Genomic DNA, 26,100 nt, shown 5'->3' with positions numbered 1-26,100 from the left:
ACCGAAGGAGAACCGCCCGTGACCACGGCCGCCGACAGTTCGTCAGGTAGTGCGACCGGCGGCAAGGCCAGGTTCGCCGCTGGGATGCAGGTTCGCGCCCGCGACGAGGACTGGCTGGTCGTCGAGGCCGTCGAGACCGTCAAGGACGGCACCCGGCTGGACGTGCGCGGCACCTCGCCGCTGGTCCGGGACCAGCGTGCGGTCTTCTTCGCCCACGACAGCCTCGACCAGGTCACCCCACTGCGTCCCGAGGACACCGCGCTCGTCCCCGACGGCTCGCCCGAGTGCCGCCGCTCGCGGCTGTTCATCGACGCGGTGATCCGCAAGACCCCGCTGCCGCAGTCCGAGCAGCGCCTCGCCACGGTCGGGACCCATCTCGTCGATGACCTCGCCTACCAGCGGGAGCCCGCCAAGGCCGCCCTGCGGGCGCTGCGCCCCCGACTGCTGATCGCGGACGCGGTCGGCCTCGGCAAGACGCTGGAGGTGGGGCTCCTGCTGTCCGAGCTGATCAGGCGCGGACGCGGTGAGCGCATCCTGGTGGTGACACCCAAGCACATCCTGGAACAGTTCCAGCACGAGCTGTGGACGCGCTTCGCGATCCCGCTGGTGCGGCTGGACTCCGCCGGGATCGAGCGGATCAAGAACGACATCCCGGCCGGCCGCAATCCCTTCTCGTACTACAAGCGGGCGATCATCTCGATCGACACCCTGCGGTCCGACCGCTGGCGCAGCCACCTCATGCAGGTCACCTGGGACGCGGTCGTCATCGACGAGTCGCACAAGCTCATCAACGCCGGTACGAAGAACAACCGCCTCGCGCAGTTGCTCGCCCCCAAGACCGACGCTTTGATCCTCGCCAGCGCCACCCCCCACAACGGCCAGCGCGAGTCCTTCGGCGAGCTGCTGAGCATGCTCGATCCGACGGCGATCCCCGACACCAGCGACTACGACGAGACGCAGCTCGAACACCTCTACATCCGGCGCCACAAGATGTCCCCCGACGTCTCCGCCGAGATCGGCCACAAGTGGGCCACCCGCAAGCCGCCGATCGCCATCGACTGCACGGCGACCCCCGCGGAGCAGCAGGTCTTCGACGAGCTGTACGACGTCTGGATCAGCCCGCCGGACGGCCGGACGGCCCCCGTCACCGGTAAGGGCGCGAGGCTCTTCCCCTACATCCTGCTGAAGTCCTTCCTCTCCTCGCACGCCGCACTCGCCGAGACCGTCGACAACCGGATCGCCAGCATCGACCGGGACCCTGCGGGGGAGGACCGCAAGGCCGAGCGGGACGCCCTGGTCACCCTCGGCACCCTCGCCGAAGCCATCGACATCGACGAGGCCGCCAAGTTCAGGCGACTGGTTGCCGAGCTCAAGAAACTGGATGTCGGCCCCAAGTCGGACACCCGCGTCGTCATCTTCTCCGAGCGCCGCGCCACCCTGCGGATACTGCAGGACACCCTGCCGTCCGCCCTTGGGTTCGCGCAGAGCCGGGAGAAGGCGGGTGGAGCGGTCCGGCAGCTCCACGGCGGCCTCTCCGACGACGAACAGCAGCGCACGGTCAAGGACTTCGGGCTCGGTGACAGCGACCTGCGGATCCTGCTCACGGGCGACATCGCCGCCGAGGGCGTCAACCTGCACCGCCAGTGCCACCAGATGATCCACTACGACCTGCCGTGGTCGTTGATCACCATCGAGCAGCGCAACGGCCGCATCGACCGCTACGGCCAGCAGTACTCCCCGGAGATCCGCGCCCTGCTGCTGCTCAGCGCCGACGAGGACCCGGACAAGCCCTCGGCCGACCGCGCGGTCTCCAAGCGCCTGCTGGAGCGCGAGCACGAGGTGCACCGCACCCTCGGCGAGGCAGCGTCCATCCTCGGCCTGCGTGACGAGGGAGCCGAGACGGCCGCCATCATGGAGGGACTGGCAGCCGGAACTGCGTTCGACGCCGTCGTGCCGGCGGTCCCGCTGGACCCGTTCGAGGCGTTCATGGCCGGCCACACCCCCGGCGGTGACTCCACCGGATACCGGGTGCCGCAGCTGTTCACGTCCACCCGGGCGTTCGTGGAGGAGGCCCTGGAGGAGGTCTACGAGAACCCGGAGCAGCGCATCGGCAAGCGCTGGGACGAGGACCACCCCAAGATGCTGGTCTTCACGCCCGACCGGGAACTCCAGCGCCGCCTGCTGGTGCTGCCCAAGTCCTACCTGGACGAGCGGCGCGTCCTGGAGCAGCTCCGGGTCACCTTCGACAAGGAGTTCGGCCAGGAGCGCCTGGACCGGGCCCGCGAGCGCAGCGGCAACCGCGGCAAGGGCGCGATCACCAAGCAGGAACGGACCGAGACCTCGGGCTGGCCCGACGTCAGCTACCTGACGGACCAGCACCCGGTGGTCGAGTGGCTCACCGACAAGGTCCTCGTCAGGCTCGCCCGCAACACCGCGCCGATCATCACGGCGGACGTCCGCGAACCGGTCTTCCTCACCCAGGGCATGTACTCCAACGCCAAGGGACACCCGACCGTACTGGCCTGGTCCTGCGTCACGGGCCTGGCGAATGGCACGCCGACCTTCGACGACGACCTGGTGGCCGTGCTGGAGCAGGCCGGCGTCAAACCCAAGATGCTCAACCGCCCCTTCACAGGTGACCGGACGGCGCTGCAGGCGCTGGTCCCGGCGGCCGTGCGGGCGAGCCGCGAGCACCTGGCCGCGCTGCGCATCGAGCAGGAGGCCCCGCTGACCGGGCAGCTCGCCGAGTACGCGGAACGACTGGCGATCTGGCGCAGGGCCAGCCTGTCGACGGTTGAGCAGCTCAGTTTCGACGGCGTACGGCGCAAGCACGAGGAGACGCGCGTACAGAAGACCGCCATAGAGGTCGAGCAGCTGATCGAGCAGCTGGCCACCCAGGGCGAATCAATGGTGCGGGTCATCGGGGTCCTCGCCCCGGCCGGCGCCATGACCCAGCAGCAGAAGGACGCGTGACACCGTGGCATTCGAAGCGATCACCAACCGCGGTGAGTACATCTCCGCCCACTACCTCGCCGAGCTGTTCGCCCGCGACCTCACCGACCTGCGCAAGCGCTGGACCTCCGCCGACCGGGCGGGCGCGCCGTCGTCCCGGTCGGGTGTGAGGGGCCTCGGGCGGGAGTACTTCAGGGCGAAGGTCCGGATCACCGAGCCCCCGGACTTCGACGGGCCCGCTGTCCGAGAGCTGAACGACCGTCTGCTGGCTGCACTCGCCTACGTCGGGTCCAAGGAGGAGCCGGAGGGCGGGACGCACACCCGGCTGGTCCGGGGCGACTTCGGCGTCATGCAGGGGGACAAGGAGCGGTCGGTACCGGCCGCCCTCGCCGTCACCGGGCCGGGTGGGGTGGAACTGGTCGCGCTCGATGTCAGCTGGGCCGTGGACGGCGAACTGGTCGTCGCGGACGTCGAGGACGGCGGCGCGCAGCTGCTCGACCCGATCCTGCTGGACGGCAAGCAGCGGATCACCGGTGCGGCGGATGCCGTGACGTTCCTGTTCGGCTGCGAGGACGGCTACGCGCCGCGCTTCGTCCTGCTGCTCGCCGGCGGCGCGGTGCTGCTCGCCGACCGCACGGCCTGGCACGAGGGCCGGTTCCTCGCGGTCAGCGTGGACGAGGCGCTGGACCGCAACCTCAGCGCGGACGGTGGCGAACTGGAAGCAGTGGCAGCACTGTTCGGTGCGGAGTCGCTGCTGACGGAGGGCGGTGTCGCCGGATTCCTGGACGGCCTGGTCGACAAGGGCCGCAAGCACGCGGTGGGCGTCTCCAAGGAACTGCGGGAGGGTCTGCGGCAGTCGGTCGAGCTGATCGCCCAGGAGATCCTGGACCGGCTTGAGGAAGGCGGCGCGGACCCGGGCGAACTGGGCGACGGCGCCGAACTGGCCGGCCGGCTCACGCGCGAGTCGCTGCGCTACCTGTACCGGGTGCTGTTCCTGCTCTACGCGGAGGCCCGGCCCGAGCTCGGCATCCTGCCCGGCAAGGACGACGCCTACCAGGACGGGTACGGACTGGCGCGGCTGGGCGAGTTGGTCTCCTACGACTTGCCTGACGAGGCCCAGGACGGCTTCCACTTCGCGGAGTCGCTGGACCTGCTGTTCCGGCTGGTGGACCAGGGGCACCGCCCGCTCGGCGACGAGGCGGGCGCCGTGGCCGACGCCGTGGCCGTGCTCGACGCGGACGGCCTGCGGTTCGAGGCCCTGCGCAGCGACCTGTTCAAGGCCGACGCGACCCCGTTGATCGGCACGGTCTCGGTCGAGGGCGAGCGGATCGACACCCGGCTCCGGAACAAGGTGCTGTGGAAGGTGCTCAACCTGCTGATGCTCACCCAGGGCCGCAGCAGCGGCCGGGGCAGGGCCGGGGGAGGTACGGGGAAGGGCTTCATCTCGTACGCGCAGCTCGGCATCAACCAGCTGGGTGCGGTGTACGAGGGCCTGATGTCCTACACCGGCTTCTTCGCGGACAAGGACCTGTACGAGGTCGCCAAGCCGGACTCGGACGGGCTGAGCGGCACGTGGGTGGTGGCGGTCGAGGACGCCGACAACTACGACGACAACGTCTTCGTCACGCGGCGGGACGAGCTGACGGGATCGCTGAAGCGCGTGCTCCACAAGAAGGGCTCGTTCGTCTACAGACTGTCGGGGCGCGAGCGGCAGCGGTCGGCCTCGTTCTACACGCCCGAGGTGCTGACCCGGAGCACGGTCAAGCACGCGCTGGCGGAGCTTCTCGACCAGGACGGCGTGACGACTCCGGCGCGGGCCATCCTGGACCTCACGGTGTGCGAGCCTGCGCTGGGATCGGGCGCGTTCCTCAACGAGGCCATCAACCAGCTGGCGGCGGAGTACCTGCGGCGGAGGATGGCGGAGGTCGACCAGCAGCTGACCCCGGACCGGTACGAGGCGGAGCTGCAGAAGGTCAAGGCCTACCTCGCGCTGCACAACTGCTACGGGGTCGACCTCAACCAGACGGCTGTGGAGCTGGCGGAGGTCTCACTCTGGCTCAACGCCATGCACGAGGGCCTGAAGGCCCCGTGGTTCGGGCTCCACCTGCGGCGGGGCAACTCGCTGATCGGGGCGCGGCGGGCGGTGTACTCGGCGGAGGCGCTGAATAGGAAGGCGTGGCTGACGACGGTCCCTACGGACCGTCCGCTGTGGGCTGGTGCGGAGGACGGCGAGTTCCAGGCAGGGAAGGAGATCCATCACTTCCTATTGCCGGTCAAGGGCTGGGGTGCGGTCGCGGACGCCGAGCAGGCGAAGGAATTCGCGAAGGATGAGCGGGACTCGCTGGCGAAGTGGCGGACGGCCATTATTGCGACGCCGTCAGCAACGAAGCGCCTGCTGGCGCTGGGAACGCGGGTTGAGCGGCTGTGGGAGCTGACGCGGCGCCGGCTCATCGTGAGCGAGCGGGAGGTCCGGCGGGACATCGTTGTCTGGGAGGCTGACGGGGGCCAGTCGCTGTCACATGCATCTGGGGATGTGACGAGGGAACAGATCGAGCGCGCGCTGAACGCCCCTGGTTCGCCGCGGGGACGGTTGAAACTGGTCATGGACGCCTGGTGTGCGCTGTGGTTCTGGCCTATCGGGCAGGTCGACACACCGACGCCGCCAACAGCGGACGAGTGGTTGTCCTTCTGCGAGGCGGTCCTGGGCGTGCCAGCCGCGAAGGCGAAAGCTGGCAGTAAGCGGGGCGCCGGGGCGGGCCTGGACGACACCCTGGGGCTGTTCGCTGATAGCGGTGAGTTCGAGCAGCTAGCGGCGGACGACGAGTTCGACCGATTCCTGAGCCGGTGTGTGGACATGCCGTCGGTGATGGTGCGGTTCCCATGGCTGGGAGAGGTGGACGCGATCTCCCAGCAGCAGGGCTTCTTCCACTGGGAGTTGGAGTTCGCACATATCTTCGAGCAGGGCGGGTTCGACCTGCAGGTGGGTAACCCGCCATGGCACAGGCCGACATGGGACGACGATCTGGCGCTCGCGGAGTACGACCCATGGTTCGGACTGAATGGGAAGAATAAGGCGCTTGAGGACGAAAAGGCCAATCGACGGGCAGCCATGCTGTCTGATCCAATTGCTTTGCGCGGCTACCTGGGCGATTTGAATTCCTGGGCCGGGACAAAAGAATACCTAGGCTCGGCGATTGAATATACAGAGCTCGCAGGACTGCAGCCGAATTTCTACAGAAATTTCATGCAACGAGTGTGGCGTTCTGCCGGACTGAAGGGCCGCTCGGCACTCATTCATCCCGAGACCCATATGACCGACGAGGCCGGCGGAACGCTGAGGCGGGCGACCTATCTCCGCCTTCGCCTGCACGCCGGATTCCCACATGCCCGAGAGTGGTTCGAGGGCGTCGAAAGCCCAAGCCAGTCTTTCTGCATCAGCTGCTACGGTCCGGTTAGGAACAGTCCAGGATTTCTTCTCGCCACAAACTTGCGCAGTACCCAGATGCTAGAACTTTCGTTGGAACATGATGGGAGCGGGGAAGTCCCCGGCGGAAGCTTTGCTTCCGGTGAAGTTGACACGCGCCCGCATCGCCAGCGCATTATTCCTATTGATGAATCTATGCTCCGCGTATTCGCTAGTATTCTCGACAAGCCCGGAACTCCCTCCCTGAAGGCGAAGCTATTCAGGCCCAAGACGAGGGATGAACTCGGCGCCCTGAGGTTGATTTCAAATTATCCACACCGACTCGCTCACGCCAACTTCTTTCATTCTGAGGGGTGGCATGAGAATGCCGCCAGGACTGCGGGTGTCAAATGGACTACCGAAGTTCCCGAAAGTCTCAGTGGTGTAATTCTGCAGAATCCCCACATTACCGTGGCCAATCCATTTGCGAAGCAGCCAAATGAAGGGTGTACGGGGAAGGAAGACTGGACGGCTTTCGATGCGACAAAGTTGCCGGAAATTCTTGTCCCTCGAACAAACTATCAGTACCCCAATTCTGGGGCCGCACTACAAGGCGCATCGAAGCTCTGGCCAGAAGGTCCTGCGGTCAATTACTGGCGCACCGCTTGGCGTCGTGGGGTGGATGTAGCCACCGAGCGAAGCCTCGAAGCGGCGATTATTACTCCAGGTCCAGACCATATGAGCCTCATGAATACACTGGCACTGTCGTCGACTCGTGATACATGCATCGTGGCTGGATTCTTCTCTAGCCTGCCAATTGATTACCTTGTAAAGGTTTTCGGAAAGCGTGATGTACGGGCGGAGACCGTCGGGCGTTTTCCCGTTTCACTATCTCACCCTCTCGTAGGGTCATTGCTTTTGCGAATGCTCAGGCTGAACTGCCTAACGCGAGACTATGCCGCCCTATGGGCTGAGACTTATGACGCGGCTTGGCGTAATGACCGATGGACCGATCCAGCGCTTAGTTTGCATAAACTGGGCGGGATTGGCCCAGAGTGGTCCCTGGGGACCCCGGTGCGGACTGATTACCATCGCAGAATGGCGCTCGTGGAGATTGATTCCATCGTGGCTATTATGCTTGGCCTCACTGCGGAGCAATTGAATGCAATGTACCTCTCGCATTTCCGCGTCCTGAGGATGTATGAGTGGGAAATGTTTTTCTCGTTGGATGGTCATAAAATTGGCTCATCTAAATACAATGTAGGAATCCGGCAGGGTGTTGATGAGACGAAATTCGCCCGCGCCTGGGCCAAGGCCGCCCGCGCAGGCGACCCGACCCCAGCCGTCCCCGACGGCTGGGTGAAGCCGAACCGCGAGGCGGAGATGACCCGCGCCCACGCGGACTTCACCGCGCGCCTGCACGCCGGCGAGTACGGCGACTACGCCGCCTACCTCGCCGAGCACCCGCTGACGACGACGCCCACCACCCCGGAAGGCCGGTAGAACCCCGCCATGCTTCCCTCCCTGGCCGCCGAGGATCTGCGCCGTGCCCTCGCCGCGTACCTGACGACGAGTTTCGCGCTCGCCGACGACGACGTTCGCGAGGAGCTCGAAGCGTTCCTGGAGCGGCCGGAGAGTCGCCTGTTCCGTGGGCCCTACCTCCGTGTCCGCACGCCGTTCCGCGAGGCGCCCCCCGGCTGGGAGCAGGCGCTCGACTGGTGGCCCAACGGCTTCCGCCCGCACACCCACCAGGCCACCGCCTGGCGGCGGTTGTCCACGAAGAACGGCCACACCCCCGCGCCGACGATCGTCACCACCGGCACCGGCTCCGGTAAGACCGAGTCGTTCCTGATCCCGATCCTCGACCACTGCGCCCGCGCCCGCGCCGCCGGAGTGAAGGGCGTCAAGGCGCTGCTCCTGTACCCGATGAACGCCCTCGCGGACGACCAGGCCCGCCGTATCGACGAGCTGCTCGCCAAGAACGGCGCCCTCTCCGCCGTCACCGCAGGCATCTACATCGGCGGCGCTGCCGGCGAACGGCTCCCCTCCGACGAGGACGAGAACCAGCCCGGCTCCTATGCCCGCGAGTCCGGTGCGAGCGCCGTCACCCCGGCCCAACTGTCACCGCACAGCCGGCTGATCACCGACCGGGAGGCCATCCGAGCCACCCCGCCGGACATTCTCCTCACCAACTACAAGATGCTGGACCTGCTCCTCCAGCGCGTCCCCGACGTCCCGCTCTGGCAGGACGGCGGGCTGACCTACGTCGTCCTGGACGAGTTCCACACCTACGACGGTGCCCAGGGCACCGACGTGGCGATGCTGCTGCGCCGCCTCGGCGCGGCCACCGGCAAGGCCGAGTCCGGCCGTCCGCTCGGCTTGATCACACCTGTGGCCACCTCCGCCACGCTCGGCGGCAGCCCGTCCACCGACGACGGCCTCGCAGCCGTCGGCCCGAAGCTGTCGGACCGCGAGCTCCTGCGCGAGTTCGCCGAGAAGGTCTTCGGCACGGTCTTTCCGGACGACGCCCTGATCGGCGAGGACCGGCAGACCCCCGGTGAGTTCATCGCCGAACCCGACTTCCTGCTCCCGGTCCCCTCCCCGCAGCAGCTCGCCGAGGTCGACGACCCCCTGGACAATCCGGCGGCCCTGCACCAGCTCGCTAAGCTCGTCGTGGGCCTGGACTTCGCCGACCCGATCCCGCTGGGCCTGAAACTCCGTCAGCACAACCTCATCCGTGCCCTTCTCGACGTCGCCGGCGACACCCCCGTCACCGTCCCGAGCATCGCCCGCGAGTTCGCTAAGCGCGGCGGTGGCGCGGCCTGGGACGAGGCGGCCCGGAGCGACGTCGCCCTGGTCGCCACCGGCCTGGCCCGGCTGCTCGCGCTGGTGTCCACGGCGCGGGTCCACGATCCGGTGCACGACCGGACGAGCCCGTTCCTCCGGGTCGAGGCGCAGCTCTGGGTCCGTGAAGTCCGCCGCGTGATTCGCGCGGCGACGCCCACGCCCCACTTCCGCTGGTTCGACGACGACGGCCCGACCGCCGACACCGTGCCCAACCCGGCGAACCTCGCCGTCTACCCCTCGGCCGAGGTGGACGGCACGGCCGACGCCGAGTCGGACGACGTCGATCCGGCGGTCCCGTTCGTCCGGCCCGTCGGCCCGGCCTACCGCGCCCACCTGCCCGCCGTGTACTGCCGGCACTGCGGCCGCTCCGGCTGGGCGGCGCTCTCGACCGATCTGGAGTGGCAGCAGCTCAAGACCAAGCCGCTGGACATCTATCGCGCGTCCGCCCAGGGCAACCGGGCCGTCCGCTGGATGATCCGTGCCAGGCCCGGTGAGCAGACGCCCGTCTTCCTGCACGCCGAGGAGGGCGAACTCCGCACGGTGGCAAGCGGCGAGACCGTGCCCGTCATCACCACCGCCGGGCCGGTTCCCGCCGGCGCCGGTGACAAGTGCCCCTCCTGTGACCTCACCGACGGCATGCGCTTCCTCGGCGCCGGCACCGCCACCCTCGCCTCCGTCACCACCACCCAGCTCTTCTCCAACCGCGGGCTGACCGACGACGAGCGCAAGCTGCTGGTCTTCACCGACTCGGTCCAGGACGCCACCCACCGGGCCGCGTTCATCGCCAACCGCAGCTTCGGCTTCACCTTCCGCGGCCTGCTCACCGAGCAGCTCAAGCCCGGTCACCCCGTCGCTGTCCACGACCTCGCCACGGACGCCGCCGAAGCAGTCGTGACCGCCGCCGGAAACGGCGACCGGAGCAAGCTCGCGTCGATCGTTCCTCCCGACCTGCGCGACAACCCCGAGATCCGCACCCTCCTCTCCGGCGACGGGTTCAGCGACGCGGGCGCGTACATGCTGCAGGACCGGATGGTCTTCCAGACGCTCATGGAGTTCGGCCTGCGCTCGCGTCTCGGCCGTACCCTCGAACTGACCCGCACGGCCGCCGCTGAGGTGGACCTCCCCGATGCCGAAGCCGTCGTTGCACTCCTCCGGGAGGCGCACCAGCGCATCCCCGGTCAGATCACGCTCCCCGCGGACGACACCCACTACCACGTCTATCTGCGCGGTCTTCTGGAGCGGATGCGGTTGCGAGGGGCGCTTTTCCACCCCTGGTTGAAGGAGTACATCGCCCAGGCCGGCGCCCGGCGTTGGCCGATCTGGGGCGGTCGGCCCACCGGGATGCCCGCGTTCCCGCGCGGCCTGGCCGCGCCGACCTTCCCGATCCTCGGGCGTACTGGGGCATCCGAGTTCGACTCGCTCAACCGCGACGGCACCTGGTTCGCCGACTGGGGCCACCGTGTGCTCCAATGCGAGCGCCGCGAGGCCCGAGCGCTCGCCGAGGTGGCGATGAAGCTCCTCGCACAGCGCGAGGTGCTGGCGACCTACCCGGCCGACGGCGGCTCGACCGTCTACGCGCTGCGGCCACGCACGATCCTGGTGCACAGTCTCGCCGACGACCCGTCGGCGCCCGGTGATACGGACGTCAACGACTACGGCGTCCGCTGCGACAGCTGCACCTGGCGGCAGACCGTCCCACCGGCCCGGCGCGACGCCTGGCTCGGCACTCCCTGCCTGCGTTTCCAGTGCACCGGCCGCTTCACCACCGACGACCGTGACTACAGCGACGACTACTACCGTCACCTCTACACCGTCGACCGCCCCGGCGACGTGCTCACCGCCGAGCACACAGGCGCGCTCAGCCGTGCGCGCCGCGAGGAGGTCGAGCAGGCCTTCAAGCTCCGCCCGTCCCCCTTCGACCCCAACGTCCTGACCTGCACACCCACCCTGGAACTCGGCATCGACATCGGCGACCTGTCCGCCGTGCTCCTCGCCTCCCTCCCGCCCGCGCCCGCCAACTACGCGCAGCGCATTGGCCGCGCCGGACGCAGCACCGGAAACTCACTCACCGTCACCTTCGTACCGCGCGGTGCCCGCAACCATTACTACCTGCACGCCCCGGAGCAGATGCTCGCCGGGCGGATCATCCCGCCCGACTGCTACCTGGACGCGTCCGAGATCCTGCGCCGTCAGTACCTGGCGTTCCTGCTGGACCGGGCCGCCGACCGCAGCCTGTGGCGGGACACGACCGTGCCCGAACAGGCCATGCCGCACCGCATCGGTGAGCTCTTCAACCGCGGCCTCGCGGAGGGCGGCTGGTTCCGCGCCTTCCTGGACGTCGCGCAGGCGCGGCATGCCGACTTTGCCGAGTCCTTCGTCAAGCTCTTCCCCGCGATGTCGGCGCAGGCGAAGCAGGGGCTGGAACAGTTCGCCGAGCTGGAGCTGGAGCAGACCGTCGGCCAGGCCGCCACGGCCTGGCGCAAGCGCCTGGAGGCGCTGCGTTCGCGCTCCCGTCAGATCGGCCGGGCCTTCGATGCGCTCTCGACCGCCTCGGGCGACCGTGAACGCGACGAGCAGCGCCGGCAGCTGTACGCGGAGCGCAGGTCCGTCCGAAAGCGGCAGGACGCGCTGGTTGGCGAGAACTCGGTCAATGCCCTGGTACGCCTCGGCCTGCTGCCCAACTACACGCTGTACGACGACGCGACCCTTCTCGACGCGACGCTCTGGTGGAAGGACCCGGACGGCGAGTTCCAGGAACAGCTGGCCGAGTACGGTCGCGGCTCCCGCACCGCGCTGGTCGAACTCGCCCCGGGCAACACCTTCCACACCGACGGCTACAAGTACATCGTCAACGGCCTGGACCTGGGCGCCGGCGAGGGCGACACCGCCTACATCGACTGGCGGCTGTGCCCTGAGTGCGGATATGTGGCCACGGCCGAGGCCGGGCTGCAGCTGACGGCCTGTCCGCGCTGCCAGGCCGGGCAGATCGGCGATCCGGGCGCGCTGCACAAGGTCCTGGTCCCCGAGCGCGTCACAGCCCGCGAACGGCGCGAGGACGCCCGACTGACCGATGAGCGCGACGACCGAGACCGGCGGCGGTTCAACGGCGTGACCCTGGTGGATATCGACCCTGACCAACCGCACGGACTGCGGGCCTGGAAGCGCATCGGAGACCTCCCGTTCGGCGTGGAGTTCGCGCGAGTCGCCACCATCCGTACTCTCAACCTCGGCCCGGCCGCAGCCGCGGGCCCCGAGCACCAGATCGCCGGCCTGGAGGTGCAGGTCCCGGGGTTCGAGACCTGCCTGGAGTGCGGGGCCGTACGGGGTGTCCACCCGCAGGCATGGGACCGGGCCGCTGAGCGGATCGGGACCCGGCACTCGTACTGGTGCAGCCACAAGGACGACGGGATCACGGCCGAGCCGGTGCAGCGGCTTCTGCTCGCGCACGAGCTGACGACACAGGCGCTGCGCATCCTGCTGCCGTTCTCCACCATGGAGCTGCAGACCCGGCTGGTGTCCTTCCAAGCAGCGTTGTTGCTGGGCATCACCAAGCACTTCGGCGGCGCCCCTGACCACCTGCGCGTCGTCACCGCGACCATGCCCGGCGGTACCCAGGAGCTGCGCCGCCGGTTCCTGGTGCTGCACGACTCGATGCCGGGCGGCACCGGCTACCTGGAACACCTCGCCGATCCGAAGGTGCTCCACCGGGTGCTGACGCTCGCCCAGACAGCCCTGCGGGACTGCCCCTGCGGCAAGGAGGAGATGCGCACCCCCTGCCACCGCTGCCTGCTGCCGCACGTCAGCAGCAGTGACCACCCCTTCGCGTCGCTCCGCGTGGCCCGCGAGCTCCTCGACGAGATCCTCAAGGACTGGGACACCGAGAAGATCGACACCCTTTCGGGTGTGCGGATCGACCAGCTCGCGGACAGCGAGCTGGAGGCGCAGTTCGTCCGCACCCTGGTCGACTGGGGGAGCCTCAGCCAGGAACCCGGTTCGGTGACGCCTCGGGCCGGCGAACGCGGCATGGAGTACGAGCTGCGCTTCGCCCGGCCGGACGGCGGTACGACCCGCTGGCTCTTCCAGGACCACGTACGTCAGTTGACCTCCGCGCCGAGCGAACCGGACTACCTGCTGACCCGGATCGACGGCCCTTCGACCCGGATCGCGATCTTCCTCGACGGCTACGCCTACCATGCGAGCGTCGGCATCAACCGGATCGCCGACGACGCAACGAAGCGCGCGGCGCTACGTGCCGAGGGTATGCAGGTGTGGCAGTTCACCCACAAGGACGTGATGGCCTGGAAGGCCGCCGTGGACGGCGCGTCCGGAGAGCGTCCGGTGAGCACCCCGGCCGAGCCACTGCTCGGGGAGAGCGCCCTGCGGATGGCCCGGCAGATTCACCAGGGGCTGACCGGCGGGGCTCGACCCGATGACACCCTGGACCCGGTTCTGCGCAACCCGATAGAGACGTTGCTGGCGATACTGGCGGATCCGGACGTCGCCAAGTGGTCACGCAAGGCGGCGGCGCTCATCGGCGGGTTCGCGGGCGGAGGTGCTCAACGGCAACCGATCGACCGGCGTTCGCTGGGAGAGCAGCTGCCAGGCGTCATGGCCAGTGGTGCGCTGCCGCACGCCGCTGATCCCGCTGCTGCCGACGCCATGGCGCTGGATGCCCGGACCCTCGGCGGCCTGCGCGTCATCGGCCTGCTCGACCGCAGGCCCGAGCCGGCGACCGGGCAGCCCGGTATGGCAGCTTGGTCGGCCTTCACCGTTCTGGACGACCGGGACGAGGCCGTCGCAGAGCCCGGCCACCGCGAGCGGTGGACCGACTGGTTGCGCTGGTCCAACCTGCTGCAGCTGCTGGCGGACAGTCAGGGTACGGCCCTGCCACGCTCGTTCCACCAGGTCGCGATGTCCACGGCTGCTCAGCTGGATCCGCATACGGTCGCGCTGCTCGCGGGAGCGCTGCCCAGCACCACGGGCGTCCCCGAGCAGCTGCCGCACGCGTGGGCGGAGGCGGTCGAGTGGGCTTCCTCTCGTATGGAGGAGCTGCTGTTCGCGCTGGCACGGGAGGCAGGCCCGCGCCGCTTCGGCGCGCCCGAGGTCGGATTCGAGTTGGACGACCGGGTCCCGCAGGCGGAACTCGCCTGGCCGGACGCCAGGACGGCGGTGTTCGTGGACGAGGACGAGCAGCGTGACACCGCCTTCATCAAGGCAGGGTGGCACGTGGCATACGCGCAGACAGTCGATGTGGCCGAGCTGGCCGAGCGTTTGGAGAACGTGTGATGTCCAAGGCCCAGGTGGTCATGGCCGATGTCTTCAGCAAGTACTACGAGGACCTCGACAGCCAGGTTCAGGCGCAGGTGCTGCAGTTCATCATGAAGATGCAGCGCGACCCGGACGCCAACGGGCTGAACCTCAAGCCGCCGAAGGGCGGCCGCGACAAGCGGGTGCGCACGGCCAGGATCAACGACAACTTCCGTGCCGTGCTGATGCACTACGCCGACCGGATCTACTATCTGGCCGCGGTGCTGCCGCACGACGACGCCTACACCCTCGCGTCGAACATCATCTTCGACATCAACAAGGTCACCGGCGGTGTCGAGCTGATCAACCTCGCGACCCTCAGCGGCACCATCAGCGGACGGCCGGCTCCGGGTGTCGGCGTGGCCGACGAACCGTCGATCTTCGCCGCTGTCTCGGACCCCGACTTCGACCGGCTCGGCGTACACCCCTCGGTCGTCCCCGCGCTGCGCGAGATCCGCAGCATCGACGCGATCCTCGGCTTCGTCGAGCACCTGCCCAAGCTCGCCAGGGACGTGATTCTCTGCCTCGCCGACGGCCTGACCGTCGAGGAGGTCTGGGAGCACGTCAGCTCCGTGGCCGCGACCAGCGATACGGTCGACCCAGAGGACTACGAGGCCGCCAACGAGCGTCCCGCCACCAAGGAGTCCTTCGTTGTCACCGGTGACGTCGCCGAGTTCGGCCGGATCATGGCCGAGCCGCTGTCGGCCTGGCGGATCTTCCTGCACCCGGCGCAGCGCGCCCTCGCCGAGCGGAAGACCCCCAACAAGGGCTCGGTCCGGGTCACCGGCGGCCCGGGTACGGGGAAGACCGTGGTCGCCCTGCACCGGGTCAAGGCCCTCGCCGACCGGTTGCCTCCGGGCCAGGCGATCCTGCTCACCACCTACACCACCACCCTCGCCGAGCTGTTGCGGTCACTGCTGGAGGACCTCGGCGGAGCGCAGCTCGCCGCCAAGGTGGACGTCCGCAACATCGACAAGGTCTCCTACGGCGTCGCCAAGGAGATCTTCGGCGCGAAGACCCCCAACCCGCTCGGCGACGTCGAGATCCGCAAGCGCTGGGAGGACCTCGCCGACGAGCAGCACCCGCACCGCTGGGACGCGCGCTTCCTGGAGGCCGAGTGGAAGCAGGTCGTGCTCGCCCAGGACCTGCGCAGTCGCGACGACTACCTGGCCGCCGTCCGGACCGGGCGCGGCCGTCGCCTTAACCGCCCCGAGCGGGCCCAGGTGTGGGGGCTGATCGAGGCCTTCGAGCACCGCCTGGACGCGGCGGGCGGGGTCGGCGTCAACCAGCTCGCAGCGCAGGCCGCCCGGATCGCCTCCGGCTGGAGCGACGAGGAGCGTCCCTACCGGCACATCGTCGTCGACGAGGCGCAGGATCTGCACGCCGCGCACTGGAAGCTGCTGCGCGCCCTGGTGCCGGTCGGCGCGGACGACCTCTTCATCGTCGGTGACGCCCATCAGCGGATCTACGACAACCGGACCACGCTGAGCGCCCACGGCATCAACATCCGGGGCAGCCGCTCCAAGCGACTGACGCTGAACTACCGTACGACCCGTCAGATCCTGGGCACGTCGCTGAGCCTGCTCGGCGACTCGATCTTCGACGACCTCGACGACGCGGCCGAGAACCTCGGCGGCTACCGGTCCGTCCTGCGCGGTGCCAAGCCCGCACTGATCGAATACCCCTCCACCGCCGCCGAGCTCGCCGCACTCGCCACCCGGGTCGGCTGCTGGCTGGGCGAGGGCCTCAAGGCGGAGGAGATCGTCGTCACCGCCCGGACCAACAAGCTCGCCGAGGCTGCGGTCGAAGCGCTGAAGGCCGCGAGGATCGAGGCCGTCCAGGTGAAGTCCCGGCAGACTCCGGCGATCGGCTCCGGGGTGCATGTGATGACCATGCACCGGATCAAGGGCCTGGAGTACCGAGCTGTCGCGATCATCAGCGTCGGGGCGGAGCACGTCCCGCAGCCCGGTGCCGTCACCCCGGCCTCCGAGGACCGTCTCCAGCACGACCGCGATCTGCAGCGCGAGCGCTCGCTGCTTTTCGTCGCTGCCACCCGGGCCCGTGAACAGCTTGCGATCAGCTGGGCGGTGAAGCCCAGCGAGTTCCTCGGGGAACGCCGCTGACCTGCAGTGACTCGACGCAGCGCCGGGCTAGAGTCATCGCAGAGCCAACCGTTGTCCGGCTCTCACCACAGATCGGGATCGAGGCGGACCAGAACCATCGGTATATCGCGGTCAGTACGTTCGTCTGTGCGGTGGTGATGCGCGCGGTCGAGGCCCAGCTCAGCTGGGTCGCCATGAGCGCGGTTTACGTGGCGCGGTTGGGACCGGACGGCGTCGGGCAGCGGGCAGTAGCCGGGGAAGAAGGCGCCGGACACGGCCTTCTCCACCAGCAGGTCGCGGCTCTCGTCCACGGTGAGCTGTGGCCACAGGCGCCCGGCGAGCGGACCGCTGCTGCCGGAGGTCCGGTACAGCTCCGCGACCCGGGGGCCGGAGAACTCCTCGCGGGCCGCATGCGGCCCGCCTGGGCCCGGCAGCACCCAGGCCACGAGCCCGCCGCTCTCGCGCAGGGCGCCCGCCAGCGCCTGGATCTGCGGGATCACGCCGCGCGTGTACGGTCCGTCGAAGAACGGCACCATGTCGATCACCACCAGCGCGGTGCGGACCGGATCGAGCCGGGTGTAGGCGTGCCGTCGGCCCCGGCGTTCCTCCTGGCGGGGCGTACTCGCGCGTCGGGACCGACCAGGCGTGCAACAGCGCGGGAGCGCCGGCCGGAGGGATGTTCACGCGCACCCCACGAGGTGGACGGTGTTGGCGGCCATCAGGATCGACACGGCGGCGCCGGAGAGCAGGAGCCTGCCGTCCATGGCGGCGGCCACCGCTTCCTGCAGCGGCCACCACTCGACGGTCATGCCCGTCTCGGTGGCGGTCAGTTCCTGCTCGCGGATCGTCAGGTCCCGCGCGATGAAGATGTGGAGCCTGGCCGTGCATTTCGTCATCAGGGCGATCTCGCCGAGCCTGCTCCAGGTGCCGGCGGTGATGCCCGCCCCTTCCTTGAGTTCGCGCCGTGCGGCATCCAGCGGGTTCTCGCCCGGGTCGAGGCTGCCGCCGGGCGGGGTGAGGATCTCGTCGTGGACGTAGCTGCGGTAGCGGACCATGGCGATCCGTCCCTCGTCGTCTAGGGCCTGTGTGGTGTTGTGATCAATCTTCGGGTTCTGCCCCTGCTCCGGGGCAGAACCCGGTAGGAATGTTGGTTGTGACGCGTAGGCAACTCACCGACGAGCAGTGGACTTTGATCGAGCCCTACCTGCCGATCGGCAGGTTCGGGCCCTACCCCGAACGGCTTCGCGACCAGTTCGAGGGGGTGATCTGGCGGTTCCGCTCCAGTGCTCAGTGGCGGGAGATGCCTGAGGAGTTCGGCCCGTGGTCCACGGTCTTCGGCCGGTTTCGGGTCTGGCGGGACGCCGGCGTGTTCAGTGCCCTGCTCGAAGGCGTGATCGCCGAGGCCGCCCGCGAGGGAAAGACGGACCTGTCGCTGGTCAGCGTCGACTCGACGACCGTCCGCGCCCACCACGACGCCGCCGGGATGCTCGTCGACGAGGAGCTCATGCAGGCCCTGGAGGAGGCCGCGCGCGAGCAGGAGGCGGCCCGACAAAAGGGGGCGAGTCGCAGGAACAGAACGGACAGGACGAGCGCAGACAGGTCCGGCTGCGACGCAAGCTCCGTCTGAAGCAGGCCCTGCTCGGCAGGTCACGGGGTGGGCTGACCAGCAAGGTCCATCTCGCCGCCGACCGTAGGTGCCGGCCGCTGGCGCTCGTCCTGACCGCGGGACAGGCCGGCGACAGCCCACAGTTCGTCCCCGTCCTCGCCAAGGTCCGCGTGCGCCTGCCGGTCGGCCGGCCTCGCACCCGGCCCGGCGCGGTCGCCGCAGACAAGGCCTACTAGTCCCGCGCCAACCGCGCCTACCTGCGCAAACGCAGCATCAAGGCTGTCATCCCGGAGAAGAAGGACCAGGCTGCCAGCCGGAAACGGAAGGGCAGCAAAGGCGGGCGACCCGTCGGCCACGACACCGACCTCTACCAAGAGCGGAACACCGTCGAGCGCCTGATCAACAGGCTGAAGGCCTGGCGGGGCATCGCCACCCGGTTCGACAAGACGCCCGAGAGCTACCTCGCAGGCCTTCACCTCCGCGCCTCGATGATCTGGATAGACGACCTCGTGCGACCACTCAACTGATCACAACATCACACAGGCCCTAGGGCGATCGTCAGGGCTCCGTCGGTCCGGGCCTGGTGGTACTCGAAGATCCCGGCGGTGCCGTCGGGCTGGGTCACCGTGTCGCGGTGGATCAGGTACGAGCCGGTGTCCAGCAGGGTAGTGCGGTCGTGGTGCTGCCAGGGCTGCGGCACGGCCGGCTGACGGGTGACGGTGGGCAGGCTCACGGGCGGACTCCTTCGGGGCGGGCGGCTTCGGCCAGCAGTGGGAGGTAGTGCTGCAGGTAGGGCGGGACGTTGAGATCGAGTACCTCGGCGAGGCCGGGCAGGACGTCGTGCGGTGCACGGCGGATCAGCAGGATCCGGCCGGAGGCGTCGCGGACCACGACGCCGACGCCGATCCGTTCGATGCCCTCGCGGGCGGTCTGTTCGGTGAGTACGTCGAAGTTGATCATTGCGGGGGCTCCTCGGTGTTTCGGGGCCGGTCGATGGGCGCTTCGTCGGGACTGGGCTCGGCCGGGCCTAGTTGGCGGGTAGCGGGCCGGGCGGGTGCAGTGGGCCGGGGGACAGGCGCTCCAGGAGCCGGTCCACTCCTCCGTCGGGCCGGTAGAGGTGGCGGTAGGCGTACGGGTGCTTTGCGCCGGGGAACGTGACGACGCCTTCGTCGGTGATGGTGCGGCCCTGGGTGATGGCGCGCAGCCGTAGGTCGACGTCCGCAGGCAGAGCCGCCTGCTCGCCGGTGGGCGGGCGGCGGTGGCGGGCCATCTCATGCCCCGACCAGGGCGCGCAGGTCCTGCGAGGCGTCCCAGCCGTAGGTGGAGAACCCCCGCCCGTCGCCGGTGAGGTAGGCGGTGAGGGCTGCGTGCGAGGTGGGGAACATCGGGGTCGGAAGCGCGGAGGCGTCCATCCACAGGACGGCGAGGTGCTTGTCCGGCTCGGTGTTCGTCAGTTCGCCCCGCCACGAGGTCGCGGCGAAGACCGAGAGCAGGAACGGGCCCTTGCCGTCCCACCCGGCCTTGACCTGGATGGTGTGGACCAGCCGCAGGTCCTCGGGGGCGACGGTGAGCCCGGACTCCTCCAGCAGCTCGCGGGCGGCGGCCTCGTCCAGACGCTCGCCCTCCTCGACCTTGCCGCCGGGAACGGTCCAGGCGGGCACGGTGGACCAGGAGTCGTTGGAGTAGTGGACGCAGGCGACCTTGCTCGCCTTCTCGTCGTGGACGATGACGCACACGGCCTGACGCAGGGACTGCATGTCGGAACTCCAACGGGTAGTGAGGAAAAGGGGGGTCACGCAACGGGGTTCGGGTCGCGGACCAGGGAGAGCGCCGTGTTGGCGTAGCCGAGGATCTCCGGATCGCCGCCGTGGTCGAGGGCCCAGCGCATCGCGGACGGGCAGTCGATCGCCGCCCACGCCCGGCACGCCGCCAACTCCTCCTGCAACAGGGGACGGCCGTACCCGGCGAGAAAGGCCGCGCGAAGCCCCGGGTCGCCGGGAGTGATCTGGTAGAGGATCCGCATCAGATCGCGGCGCACCGGCTCCTCGACGCAGCTGCGCTCGAAGTCGATCACCGCGATGCGCGGGCCGTCCGGCCCGGGTTGTGCGATCCAGTTCCGTGGCCCGAAGTCCCCGTGGCACCAGGCGAGCGGGAGCTGTGGCGGCGGGGTGCGGGTGGCGTCGGCGAGGGCGTCGAGGTCCTCGCCGGGCAGGCCGAGACCGCGCGCGAGCGCCAGGGCCCGCTTCCGTTCCTCCGCCCAGTCGGAACGCTTCGGCGCCGGCCCGGAGGGGAGCGGGTGGGTGTGGATGCGCGCGGCGATCTCCCCGGCCTGCCGGTACGCCTCGACGAGCGCGGGCCGGGCGAGGCTGGCGGTGCGCACGCTCGCTCCGGCGAGGGCGTCGGTGACGATGAGCAGCCCGTCCGGATCCTGGCCGCGCAGGCGCGGAGCGCGGCCGGGGCCGAGGGCGGGGGCGAGCATGCGGTAGCCGTCGACCTCGCGCCGGTGCATCAGGGCGTTCTGGTGCCGTTTCGCGAACCAGCGGGCACCGCCGTTGTCCTGGACCTCCCACACCACCGGCTCCCCGGCCCGGGACAGGACGTGCACCGCGAGCACGGCGCGCCGGCCGACCACGGCGAGCAGGAGCCGTTCGACGTTCGGCGGCAGCACCGTGGTGGCGTTCATGCCGGCCGGCCGACGGCTGAGACCGACCGGCCCGCGCTGATCTCGGCGAGGGCGTGCGCGGTGTAGGGGACGGTGTCGTCGGGGAGGGCGCCGTCGAGCGGCCACCATCGCAGCTCGTGGCACTTGTCCGGCTCGCGGTTGGCGACCTGGCCCTCGTAGCGGGTGGCGCGGAAGAACAGCTGGAGCCTGCCGCGGCCGTCGTCCGCGTCCAGGTGGTGGACGGTGTGGAGGAGGACGAGGTCGTCCTCGGCGATGGTGATGCCTAGTTCTTCCTCGGCCTCGCGGGCCATCGAGCGCAGCACGGACTCGCCGGGTTCCATGTGGCCGGCGGGCGTGTGCCAGTGGTTCTCGGCGTAGGAGGTGTTCCTGCGGCGGCCGAGCAGTACCCTGCCGTCCTCGACCAAGACGAGGTGCACGCCGACGATCAGGGTGGGCGGGCCCGCCGGTACCTCGGACACCGAGGTGTGGGGCGTGTCCTTGTGGTTCACGAAAACCTCCGGGCGGCTTCGGCCAGAAGCGGCAGGTAGTGCTCCATGTAGGGCGGGACCTTGAGGGCGGGCACCTCGTCGAGGGGGACCATGCGTACGGCGAGTCCCTCGTCGCCCAGTTGCAGGTCGCTTTCGGGGCCGTCCCAGACGGCGTGCAGGACGCGGGTGAGCGGGGAGACCAGTTCGTGGTGCGGGCCGGGCACGATCCGCAGTCCGCTGACCTGGATGCCGGCTTCCTCCAGGACCTCGCGGGCTGCGTTCTCCTGGGGTGTCTCCTCGCCCTCGCGCCAGCCCCCGATCGGGGTCCAGTGGCCCGGCCAGGCGATGCCCGCCTTGTCGTCGCGGTGGTGCATCAGCAGTCGGCCGTGCCCGTCGGTGACGAACACCATGATTCCCTCGAAGTCGTCCTCCGGGGCCGGGCGTTCCAGGTACAGGGGGATACCGGAGCGGTGGGCGCGCAGGACCTGCAGGAGCCGCTGGTAGTGGGACAGGGACATCAGCGCGTACCAGTCGTGGACGCTCTCGAAGCGCCACTCGGTGTGCTCGTCCGCATCCAGGCGGATCCGGGCCTGCTGCTCGTCGGTGAGGGTGCCGCCGTCGAAGACGTAGCCACAGACCGGAGCGGGGTACTCGGCGTCGGCCTGCGTGTGGATGACGGCGACCAGGCGTCGCCGGGTGATCACCTCGGGGTTCTCGGTGGCGAGGTCGAGGCCCAGCTCCTCCTCGGCCTCGCGCAGTGCGGCAGCGAACGGGGACTCGCCGTTCTCGACGTTGCCGCCCGGGAAGTTCCACACCTCCGGATTGATCGCCGAGCGCATGCCCAGGACGCGGCCGGCCGGGTCGGTGACCAGGAAGCAGCCGTAGCTCGTGGGCCGCGCCACGGTGGTCAGGTAGCCGCCGACCGGCCGCCAACCCGGGATGGCCAGGCGCCGGGTGAGCCACTCGATGACCTCCCGCTGCCCGTCGCTGGTCGGCGGCAGGACGTCCGGGCTCGCCCACCGGTGACCGTCGTGGTCCCGGGAGAGGGCCACCGTCGTGCCGTCCGGCACAACAGCGGTGAAGACGAACTGCCGCACACGAAGCCTGCGCTGGTTGGTGAAGTCCAGGCTCCGCGTGTACTCCAGCGCAAGGCCGGTGAGCCCGGTCTCCTCGGCGAGTTCGCGTGCCGCTCCGGCGGGCACGTCCTCGCCCGTCTCGCGGGCGCCGCCCGGGTACTCCCACAATCCGGGCAGGACGTCGTGCGGGGCGCAACGGATCAGCAGGATCCGGCCCGAGGCGTCGCGGACTACGACGCCGACGCCGATCCGATCGATGCCCTCGCGGGCGGCCTGTTCGATGAGTACGCCGAAGTCGATCACTGGAAGGGCTCCTTGGTGTCTCGGGAGAGCAGGACCGCTCGGCACGACTGCGGGGAGCGGCTGTTCATCGGCTGCGGTCATGGCGCCGACCAGACGAGGGGGGTTGCGTCGGTGCCGTAGCCGAGGGAGCGATACAGGGGCTCGGCGTCGAGCGTCGCGGTCAGGAGGATGCTTGAGCAGCCCGCGTCCGCGAGCCAGCGGTGGACCGCCTCCACAGCGCGCCGGGCGTGGCCCTGCCGGCGGTGATCGGGGTCGGTGGCGACGGAGGTGATGTGACCGATGTGGGGCCCGGCGCCGGGCCGGGGCAGGCGCGGGATGTACTGGCCGACCGCGCAGGCCAGCAGCCGCCGGCCGGAGGCCACGACGAAGGCGTTGAAGGCGGGGTCGTCAGCCAGGTGTTCGGCGAAGTAGGTAAGGCAGCGCCCGATCCAGGCGTCGTCGGGGGCGGAAAGGCCGGCGGCGGCGAGCATGACCAGGCGCAGCCGGGTCAGTTCGGCGTCGTCGTCCGGGCTCGCCTGGCGGAGCTCGGCGCAGGGCGGGGCGGGGATCACGTCAGGCTTCCTTCCGCTGGGCGGGGACGGCGCGGTCCTTCTGCAGGGCGAGGAGGTCAGCGAACATCTCTCCCTCACGGGCGGCGAGTTCGGGGTAGGTGCCGTACTGGATGAGGCGGCCGTCGTCGAAGACCGCGATCTTGTCGGCGACGCGGGTGTTCTCCAGGTTGTGCGTGACCAAGACGGTGGTGCGTTCGGCGGCGATGGCCGGAAGGCCCGTCAGGATCCGGTGCTCGACGCGGGGGGTCCATCGCACTGGTCGGCTCGTCGAGGACGAGGAGGCTGCCGGGGCGGTGGTGGCCCGGGCCACCGCCAGGCGCTGCCAGCCGCCCTTGGACGGCTCCACTCCGCCCCACCACTGCTTGGCCAGCAGGGTGTCGAGACCGGACCGGAACGCGGCGATCGTCTCGTCGGCGCCGGACGCGCGCGCCGCGGCCCATACTGCTTCGTCGCCGTCCGGGTGGGCTGGCCGAGCTGGATGTTCTCGCGGCAGGTCATGGGCCAGTGCGCGAAGTCCTGCGGAACCACCGAGCACTGGCGCCACATGGCCTCGGCGTCCAGCTCGCGGATGTCGACGCCGTCCCAGAGCACCTGCCCCTCGGTGGGCAGCAGCAGGCCGCAGGCAAGCTTCACCAGCGTCGACTTGCCCGAGCCGTTGATCCCGACGACCGCCGTGATCTCACCCCTGGTGAGGGTGAGTTCGATACCGTCCAGCGCGGGGCGGTCGGCATCCGGGTAGCGGTAGGCGACGCCGCGGAACTCGATGGTCTCCGGAGCAGCCGGCACCAGGCTGCCGCGGGCGAGGCGGTGGCCGGCGGCCTCGTCGATGAACGTCTGCCAGTCGGCGAGGTACATCCCGTTGCGGTAGAGACTGGCACCGTACGACGTCGCCCCCTCCATCGATGCCGAGGCGTTGCGCATCGCCGGCACCGCCGTGCCCGCCGCCGCCAGCGAGATGTGCCCGTGCGCGAGCAGCCACCACAACGCCCCCCACACGACAGCCGACGCGACACCCGCCGCGGCCGAGCCGGCCAGCCCTGTCCGCGCGCTGCGCCAGGCGGCCCGGTCGTTGCTGGCCTCGACCGTGTCCCACGCCTCGTCGTAGCGCGACAACAGGTAAGGCGCGAGCGTGTTGGTGCGCACCTGGTCGGCCACGGACCTGTCGATCTGGAAGAACCGCAGCTGGGAGAGCATCCGGCGCAGCGCCCAGGTCGAGAAGAACGCCATGTAGTAGATCCGCGCGCTCATCACACCGGCGGCCAACTGGGGCAGCGCCGCGACCAGCAGGAGGACCAGCAGGAGCGGGTGGACCGTGCAGAGCACGGCCGCCGCGGCGGCCACCGACGCCAGCGAGGCGATCATGTTCTGCGTGTCACCGAGGAGGTCGCGGGCCGTGTTCGCCCCGCGGTCCGCCGCCTCCCACCGGTCGTTGTAGCCGGGGTTGTCATAGGCCGCGTACTCCGCGCCCGTCCCCGTCGTGACGAGCTTGCGCTCGGCGGCCCGCGAGAGCTTCGGACCGATCCGCTCCGACATGGCCCGCACCACGTTCCCCAGCACCGCCCGGGTCGCGGCCATCGAAGCCAGCACCGCGACGGACGGCACGGCGTGCCCCAGGTTCGCCGCCAGGTCACCGGACGTAACCAGGGCCTGGATCATCGCGGTCGTCGCCAGCAGCCCGAACGCCCCGGCGACACCCGACACGGCCTGAGCGACGAGCAGGACCGCCAGCGCCGCCCGGTCACGCTCCCACGCCATCGCCAGCACACGGCGCACCAGAGCGGGCAGACGGCGCGCGACGCTGCGCATGGTCAGGGCCTGTCCGGAGGCGAGTTCGACGTCGGCGCCGGCGAACCGGAGGGCCATGTCTTCGGGTGTCGGGTCAGCGGTGGGCTCTGCCGTCGTTGCGGTGGTCAAGCTGTCCCCTGGTGTTCGAAGATCGATGGATCGGTTAACTGTCCGGTGGCCTTCCGGACGGGTGGGCGCGCTGCGCAGAGCGCCGCGGCGATCGGCCGAAGCGGTAAGTCGCTTTTTGGAAGGGTCAGTTGAAGAGGATGGCGGTTCCAGCAGGCGTTGATGATGGTGCTGTGCGGATGGTTCGTTCAAGTGGGTTTCCTCCGGGCGTGTTCGGGTCGAACGGGGACTTTTCGATCACTGTCCGAGCACGGGCGGAGGCTTCCTCCGCCCGCCTGTGCAGGGTGGCTGGCAGGGCCATGGAGTCCAGTGCGCAGGCGGTACGAGTTCGTTCGAGCGTCTCGCCCGGGCGGGGGTCGAGGTGGCTGCGGATGCCCTCGTGGGTGAGGAGCTCGCGCAGGGTGTAGCCGTCGCCGGATTTTCACCCGTTCGGCTGGTCAGTGGCCCGAGAGGTTTCGGGCAGCTGGGGCCGTGGGTGCTGCCGCAGCCGGCGGCTGTGGCTGTGTAGCGGACAGTGCCGGGATTCCAGGCTCCACTGGTGGAGGGCCGAACTTGGCGATCACAGTGGTGTCGACCCGGTGTGGGGGTGAGGTTGGTGATGGCGGGGAGGGCAGGGAGGGCGACGGGCCGGCCTGGCCGCGGAGCGGCTCGGTATGACCAAGTCACCTTTCGGATTCGTCTCGGACGGGAAGTGGGGTGGGCTGCAGTCCTTTGTTGTCGTCACCGATGGAAGTGGGCGCTGGCGGATTCAATCGGTCGTCGCAACACCTTGATTTCGGAGGTGTTCAAGATCGCTACGGAGGACTGGATCAGGAAGTCTGGCGATGCGCCCGAGGGGCTTCGGCGTCAGTGGCGTGCTGACCGGGCGCTGAGGCCTGCGATGCGTTCGCCT

General features: G+C 69.5%; 16 protein-coding genes and 1 pseudogene. 5 read left to right on the top strand and 12 right to left on the bottom strand.

Features of this window, described 5'->3' with window-relative positions; all coding sequences use genetic code 11:
* Positions 1 to 18: 18 nt before the first annotated feature.
* Genes ACFUK0_RS08815 through ACFUK0_RS08800 form a run of 4 tightly spaced genes read left to right on the top strand, consistent with a single transcriptional unit; the run spans position 19 to position 16,632 of the window.
* Positions 19 to 2,973, top strand: coding sequence for a DEAD/DEAH box helicase (locus ACFUK0_RS08815; RefSeq protein ID WP_380247671.1), 2,955 nt, complete (start codon positions 19 to 21; stop codon positions 2,971 to 2,973).
* 4 nt (positions 2,974 to 2,977) lie between these two features.
* A complete protein-coding gene (locus tag ACFUK0_RS08810; protein ID WP_380247669.1) occupies positions 2,978 to 7,858 on the top strand; it encodes a type II restriction endonuclease subunit M in 4,881 nt (1,626 codons plus the stop codon).
* A 9-nt stretch (positions 7,859 to 7,867) separates the two neighbouring features.
* Positions 7,868 to 14,488 (top strand): DEAD/DEAH box helicase, encoded by a 6,621-nt coding sequence (locus ACFUK0_RS08805; protein WP_380247667.1) that lies wholly within the window; start codon positions 7,868 to 7,870, stop codon positions 14,486 to 14,488.
* A complete protein-coding gene (locus tag ACFUK0_RS08800; protein WP_380247665.1) occupies positions 14,488 to 16,632 on the top strand; it encodes a UvrD-helicase domain-containing protein in 2,145 nt (714 codons plus the stop codon). Before ACFUK0_RS08805 ends, ACFUK0_RS08800 begins: the two co-directional genes overlap by 1 nt.
* Before the next feature lie 62 nt (positions 16,633 to 16,694).
* On the opposite strand, the gene ACFUK0_RS08795 is transcribed toward ACFUK0_RS08800, so the two are convergent.
* Complete coding sequence (locus ACFUK0_RS08795) at positions 16,695 to 17,159, bottom strand: hypothetical protein (protein WP_380247663.1); 465 nt, start codon at positions 17,157 to 17,159, stop codon at positions 16,695 to 16,697.
* A gap of 132 nt (positions 17,160 to 17,291) precedes the next feature.
* Positions 17,292 to 17,714, bottom strand: a complete 423-nt coding sequence (locus ACFUK0_RS08790; RefSeq protein ID WP_380247737.1) for an NUDIX domain-containing protein — start codon at positions 17,712 to 17,714, stop codon at positions 17,292 to 17,294.
* A 50-nt stretch (positions 17,715 to 17,764) separates the two neighbouring features.
* Between ACFUK0_RS08790 and ACFUK0_RS08785 the strand changes: the two are divergent.
* Positions 17,765 to 18,744, top strand: a pseudogene (locus ACFUK0_RS08785) (IS5 family transposase).
* Between the two features lie 8 nt (positions 18,745 to 18,752).
* Here ACFUK0_RS08785 and ACFUK0_RS08780 read toward each other — a convergent pair.
* The 10 genes from ACFUK0_RS08780 to ACFUK0_RS08735 all read right to left on the bottom strand — a co-directional run bounded on the left by ACFUK0_RS08780 (position 18,753) and on the right by ACFUK0_RS08735 (position 25,160).
* Positions 18,753 to 18,950 carry a hypothetical protein gene (locus ACFUK0_RS08780; RefSeq protein ID WP_380247662.1) on the bottom strand — a complete coding sequence of 66 codons (198 nt, stop codon included), beginning with the start codon at positions 18,948 to 18,950 and terminating at the stop codon, positions 18,753 to 18,755.
* Positions 18,947 to 19,177, bottom strand: a complete 231-nt coding sequence (locus ACFUK0_RS08775) for a hypothetical protein (RefSeq protein ID WP_380247660.1) — start codon at positions 19,175 to 19,177, stop codon at positions 18,947 to 18,949. Before ACFUK0_RS08775 ends, ACFUK0_RS08780 begins: the two co-directional genes overlap by 4 nt.
* Positions 19,178 to 19,244: 67 nt before the next feature.
* Positions 19,245 to 19,487, bottom strand: a complete 243-nt coding sequence (locus tag ACFUK0_RS08770; RefSeq protein ID WP_380247658.1) for a hypothetical protein — start codon at positions 19,485 to 19,487, stop codon at positions 19,245 to 19,247.
* A 1-nt stretch (position 19,488) separates the two neighbouring features.
* Positions 19,489 to 19,974, bottom strand: coding sequence for an NUDIX domain-containing protein (locus ACFUK0_RS08765; protein WP_380247656.1), 486 nt, complete (start codon positions 19,972 to 19,974; stop codon positions 19,489 to 19,491).
* 35 nt (positions 19,975 to 20,009) lie between these two features.
* Positions 20,010 to 20,900 (bottom strand): aminoglycoside phosphotransferase family protein, encoded by an 891-nt coding sequence (locus ACFUK0_RS08760; protein WP_380247655.1) that lies wholly within the window; start codon positions 20,898 to 20,900, stop codon positions 20,010 to 20,012.
* On the bottom strand, positions 20,897 to 21,388 hold the full coding sequence (locus tag ACFUK0_RS08755) for an NUDIX domain-containing protein (RefSeq protein WP_380247653.1): 492 nt from the start codon (positions 21,386 to 21,388) through the stop codon (positions 20,897 to 20,899). Before ACFUK0_RS08755 ends, ACFUK0_RS08760 begins: the two co-directional genes overlap by 4 nt.
* Positions 21,385 to 22,746, bottom strand: a complete 1,362-nt coding sequence (locus tag ACFUK0_RS08750; RefSeq protein ID WP_380247651.1) for an NUDIX domain-containing protein — start codon at positions 22,744 to 22,746, stop codon at positions 21,385 to 21,387. Before ACFUK0_RS08750 ends, ACFUK0_RS08755 begins: the two co-directional genes overlap by 4 nt.
* A 77-nt stretch (positions 22,747 to 22,823) precedes the next feature.
* On the bottom strand, positions 22,824 to 23,297 hold the full coding sequence (locus ACFUK0_RS08745; RefSeq protein WP_380247649.1) for a GNAT family N-acetyltransferase: 474 nt from the start codon (positions 23,295 to 23,297) through the stop codon (positions 22,824 to 22,826).
* A 1-nt stretch (position 23,298) separates the two neighbouring features.
* Positions 23,299 to 23,553 carry a hypothetical protein gene (locus ACFUK0_RS08740; RefSeq protein WP_380247647.1) on the bottom strand — a complete coding sequence of 85 codons (255 nt, stop codon included), beginning with the start codon at positions 23,551 to 23,553 and terminating at the stop codon, positions 23,299 to 23,301.
* The gene (locus ACFUK0_RS08735) at positions 23,517 to 25,160 is read right to left on the bottom strand and encodes an ATP-binding cassette domain-containing protein (RefSeq protein ID WP_380247645.1); all 1,644 of its coding nucleotides are present in this window, start codon (positions 25,158 to 25,160) and stop codon (positions 23,517 to 23,519) included. Before ACFUK0_RS08735 ends, ACFUK0_RS08740 begins: the two co-directional genes overlap by 37 nt.
* Positions 25,161 to 26,100: the final 940 nt, after the last annotated feature.

Origin of the sequence: Kitasatospora sp. NPDC057223 (assembly GCF_042669755.1) — a bacterium.
Lineage (GTDB): Bacteria > Actinomycetota > Actinomycetes > Streptomycetales > Streptomycetaceae > Kitasatospora.
This window is presented reverse-complemented; position numbering and strand designations above follow the sequence as displayed.

What these genes read in the sequence shown, in the direction of transcription:
- ACFUK0_RS08805 (WP_380247667.1), top strand. Translation starts at nt 7,868, where the DNA reads ATGCTTCCCTCCCTGGCCGCCGAGGATCTGCGCCGTGCCCTCGCCGCG.
- ACFUK0_RS08800 (WP_380247665.1), top strand. Translation starts at nt 14,488, where the DNA reads ATGTCCAAGGCCCAGGTGGTCATGGCCGATGTCTTCAGCAAGTACTAC.
- ACFUK0_RS08775 (WP_380247660.1), bottom strand. Translation starts at nt 19,177, where the DNA reads ATGATCAACTTCGACGTACTCACCGAACAGACCGCCCGCGAGGGCATC.
- ACFUK0_RS08770 (WP_380247658.1), bottom strand. Translation starts at nt 19,487, where the DNA reads ATGGCCCGCCACCGCCGCCCGCCCACCGGCGAGCAGGCGGCTCTGCCT.
- ACFUK0_RS08765 (WP_380247656.1), bottom strand. Translation starts at nt 19,974, where the DNA reads ATGCAGTCCCTGCGTCAGGCCGTGTGCGTCATCGTCCACGACGAGAAG.
- ACFUK0_RS08760 (WP_380247655.1), bottom strand. Translation starts at nt 20,900, where the DNA reads ATGAACGCCACCACGGTGCTGCCGCCGAACGTCGAACGGCTCCTGCTC.
- ACFUK0_RS08735 (WP_380247645.1), bottom strand. Translation starts at nt 25,160, where the DNA reads ATGGCCCTCCGGTTCGCCGGCGCCGACGTCGAACTCGCCTCCGGACAG.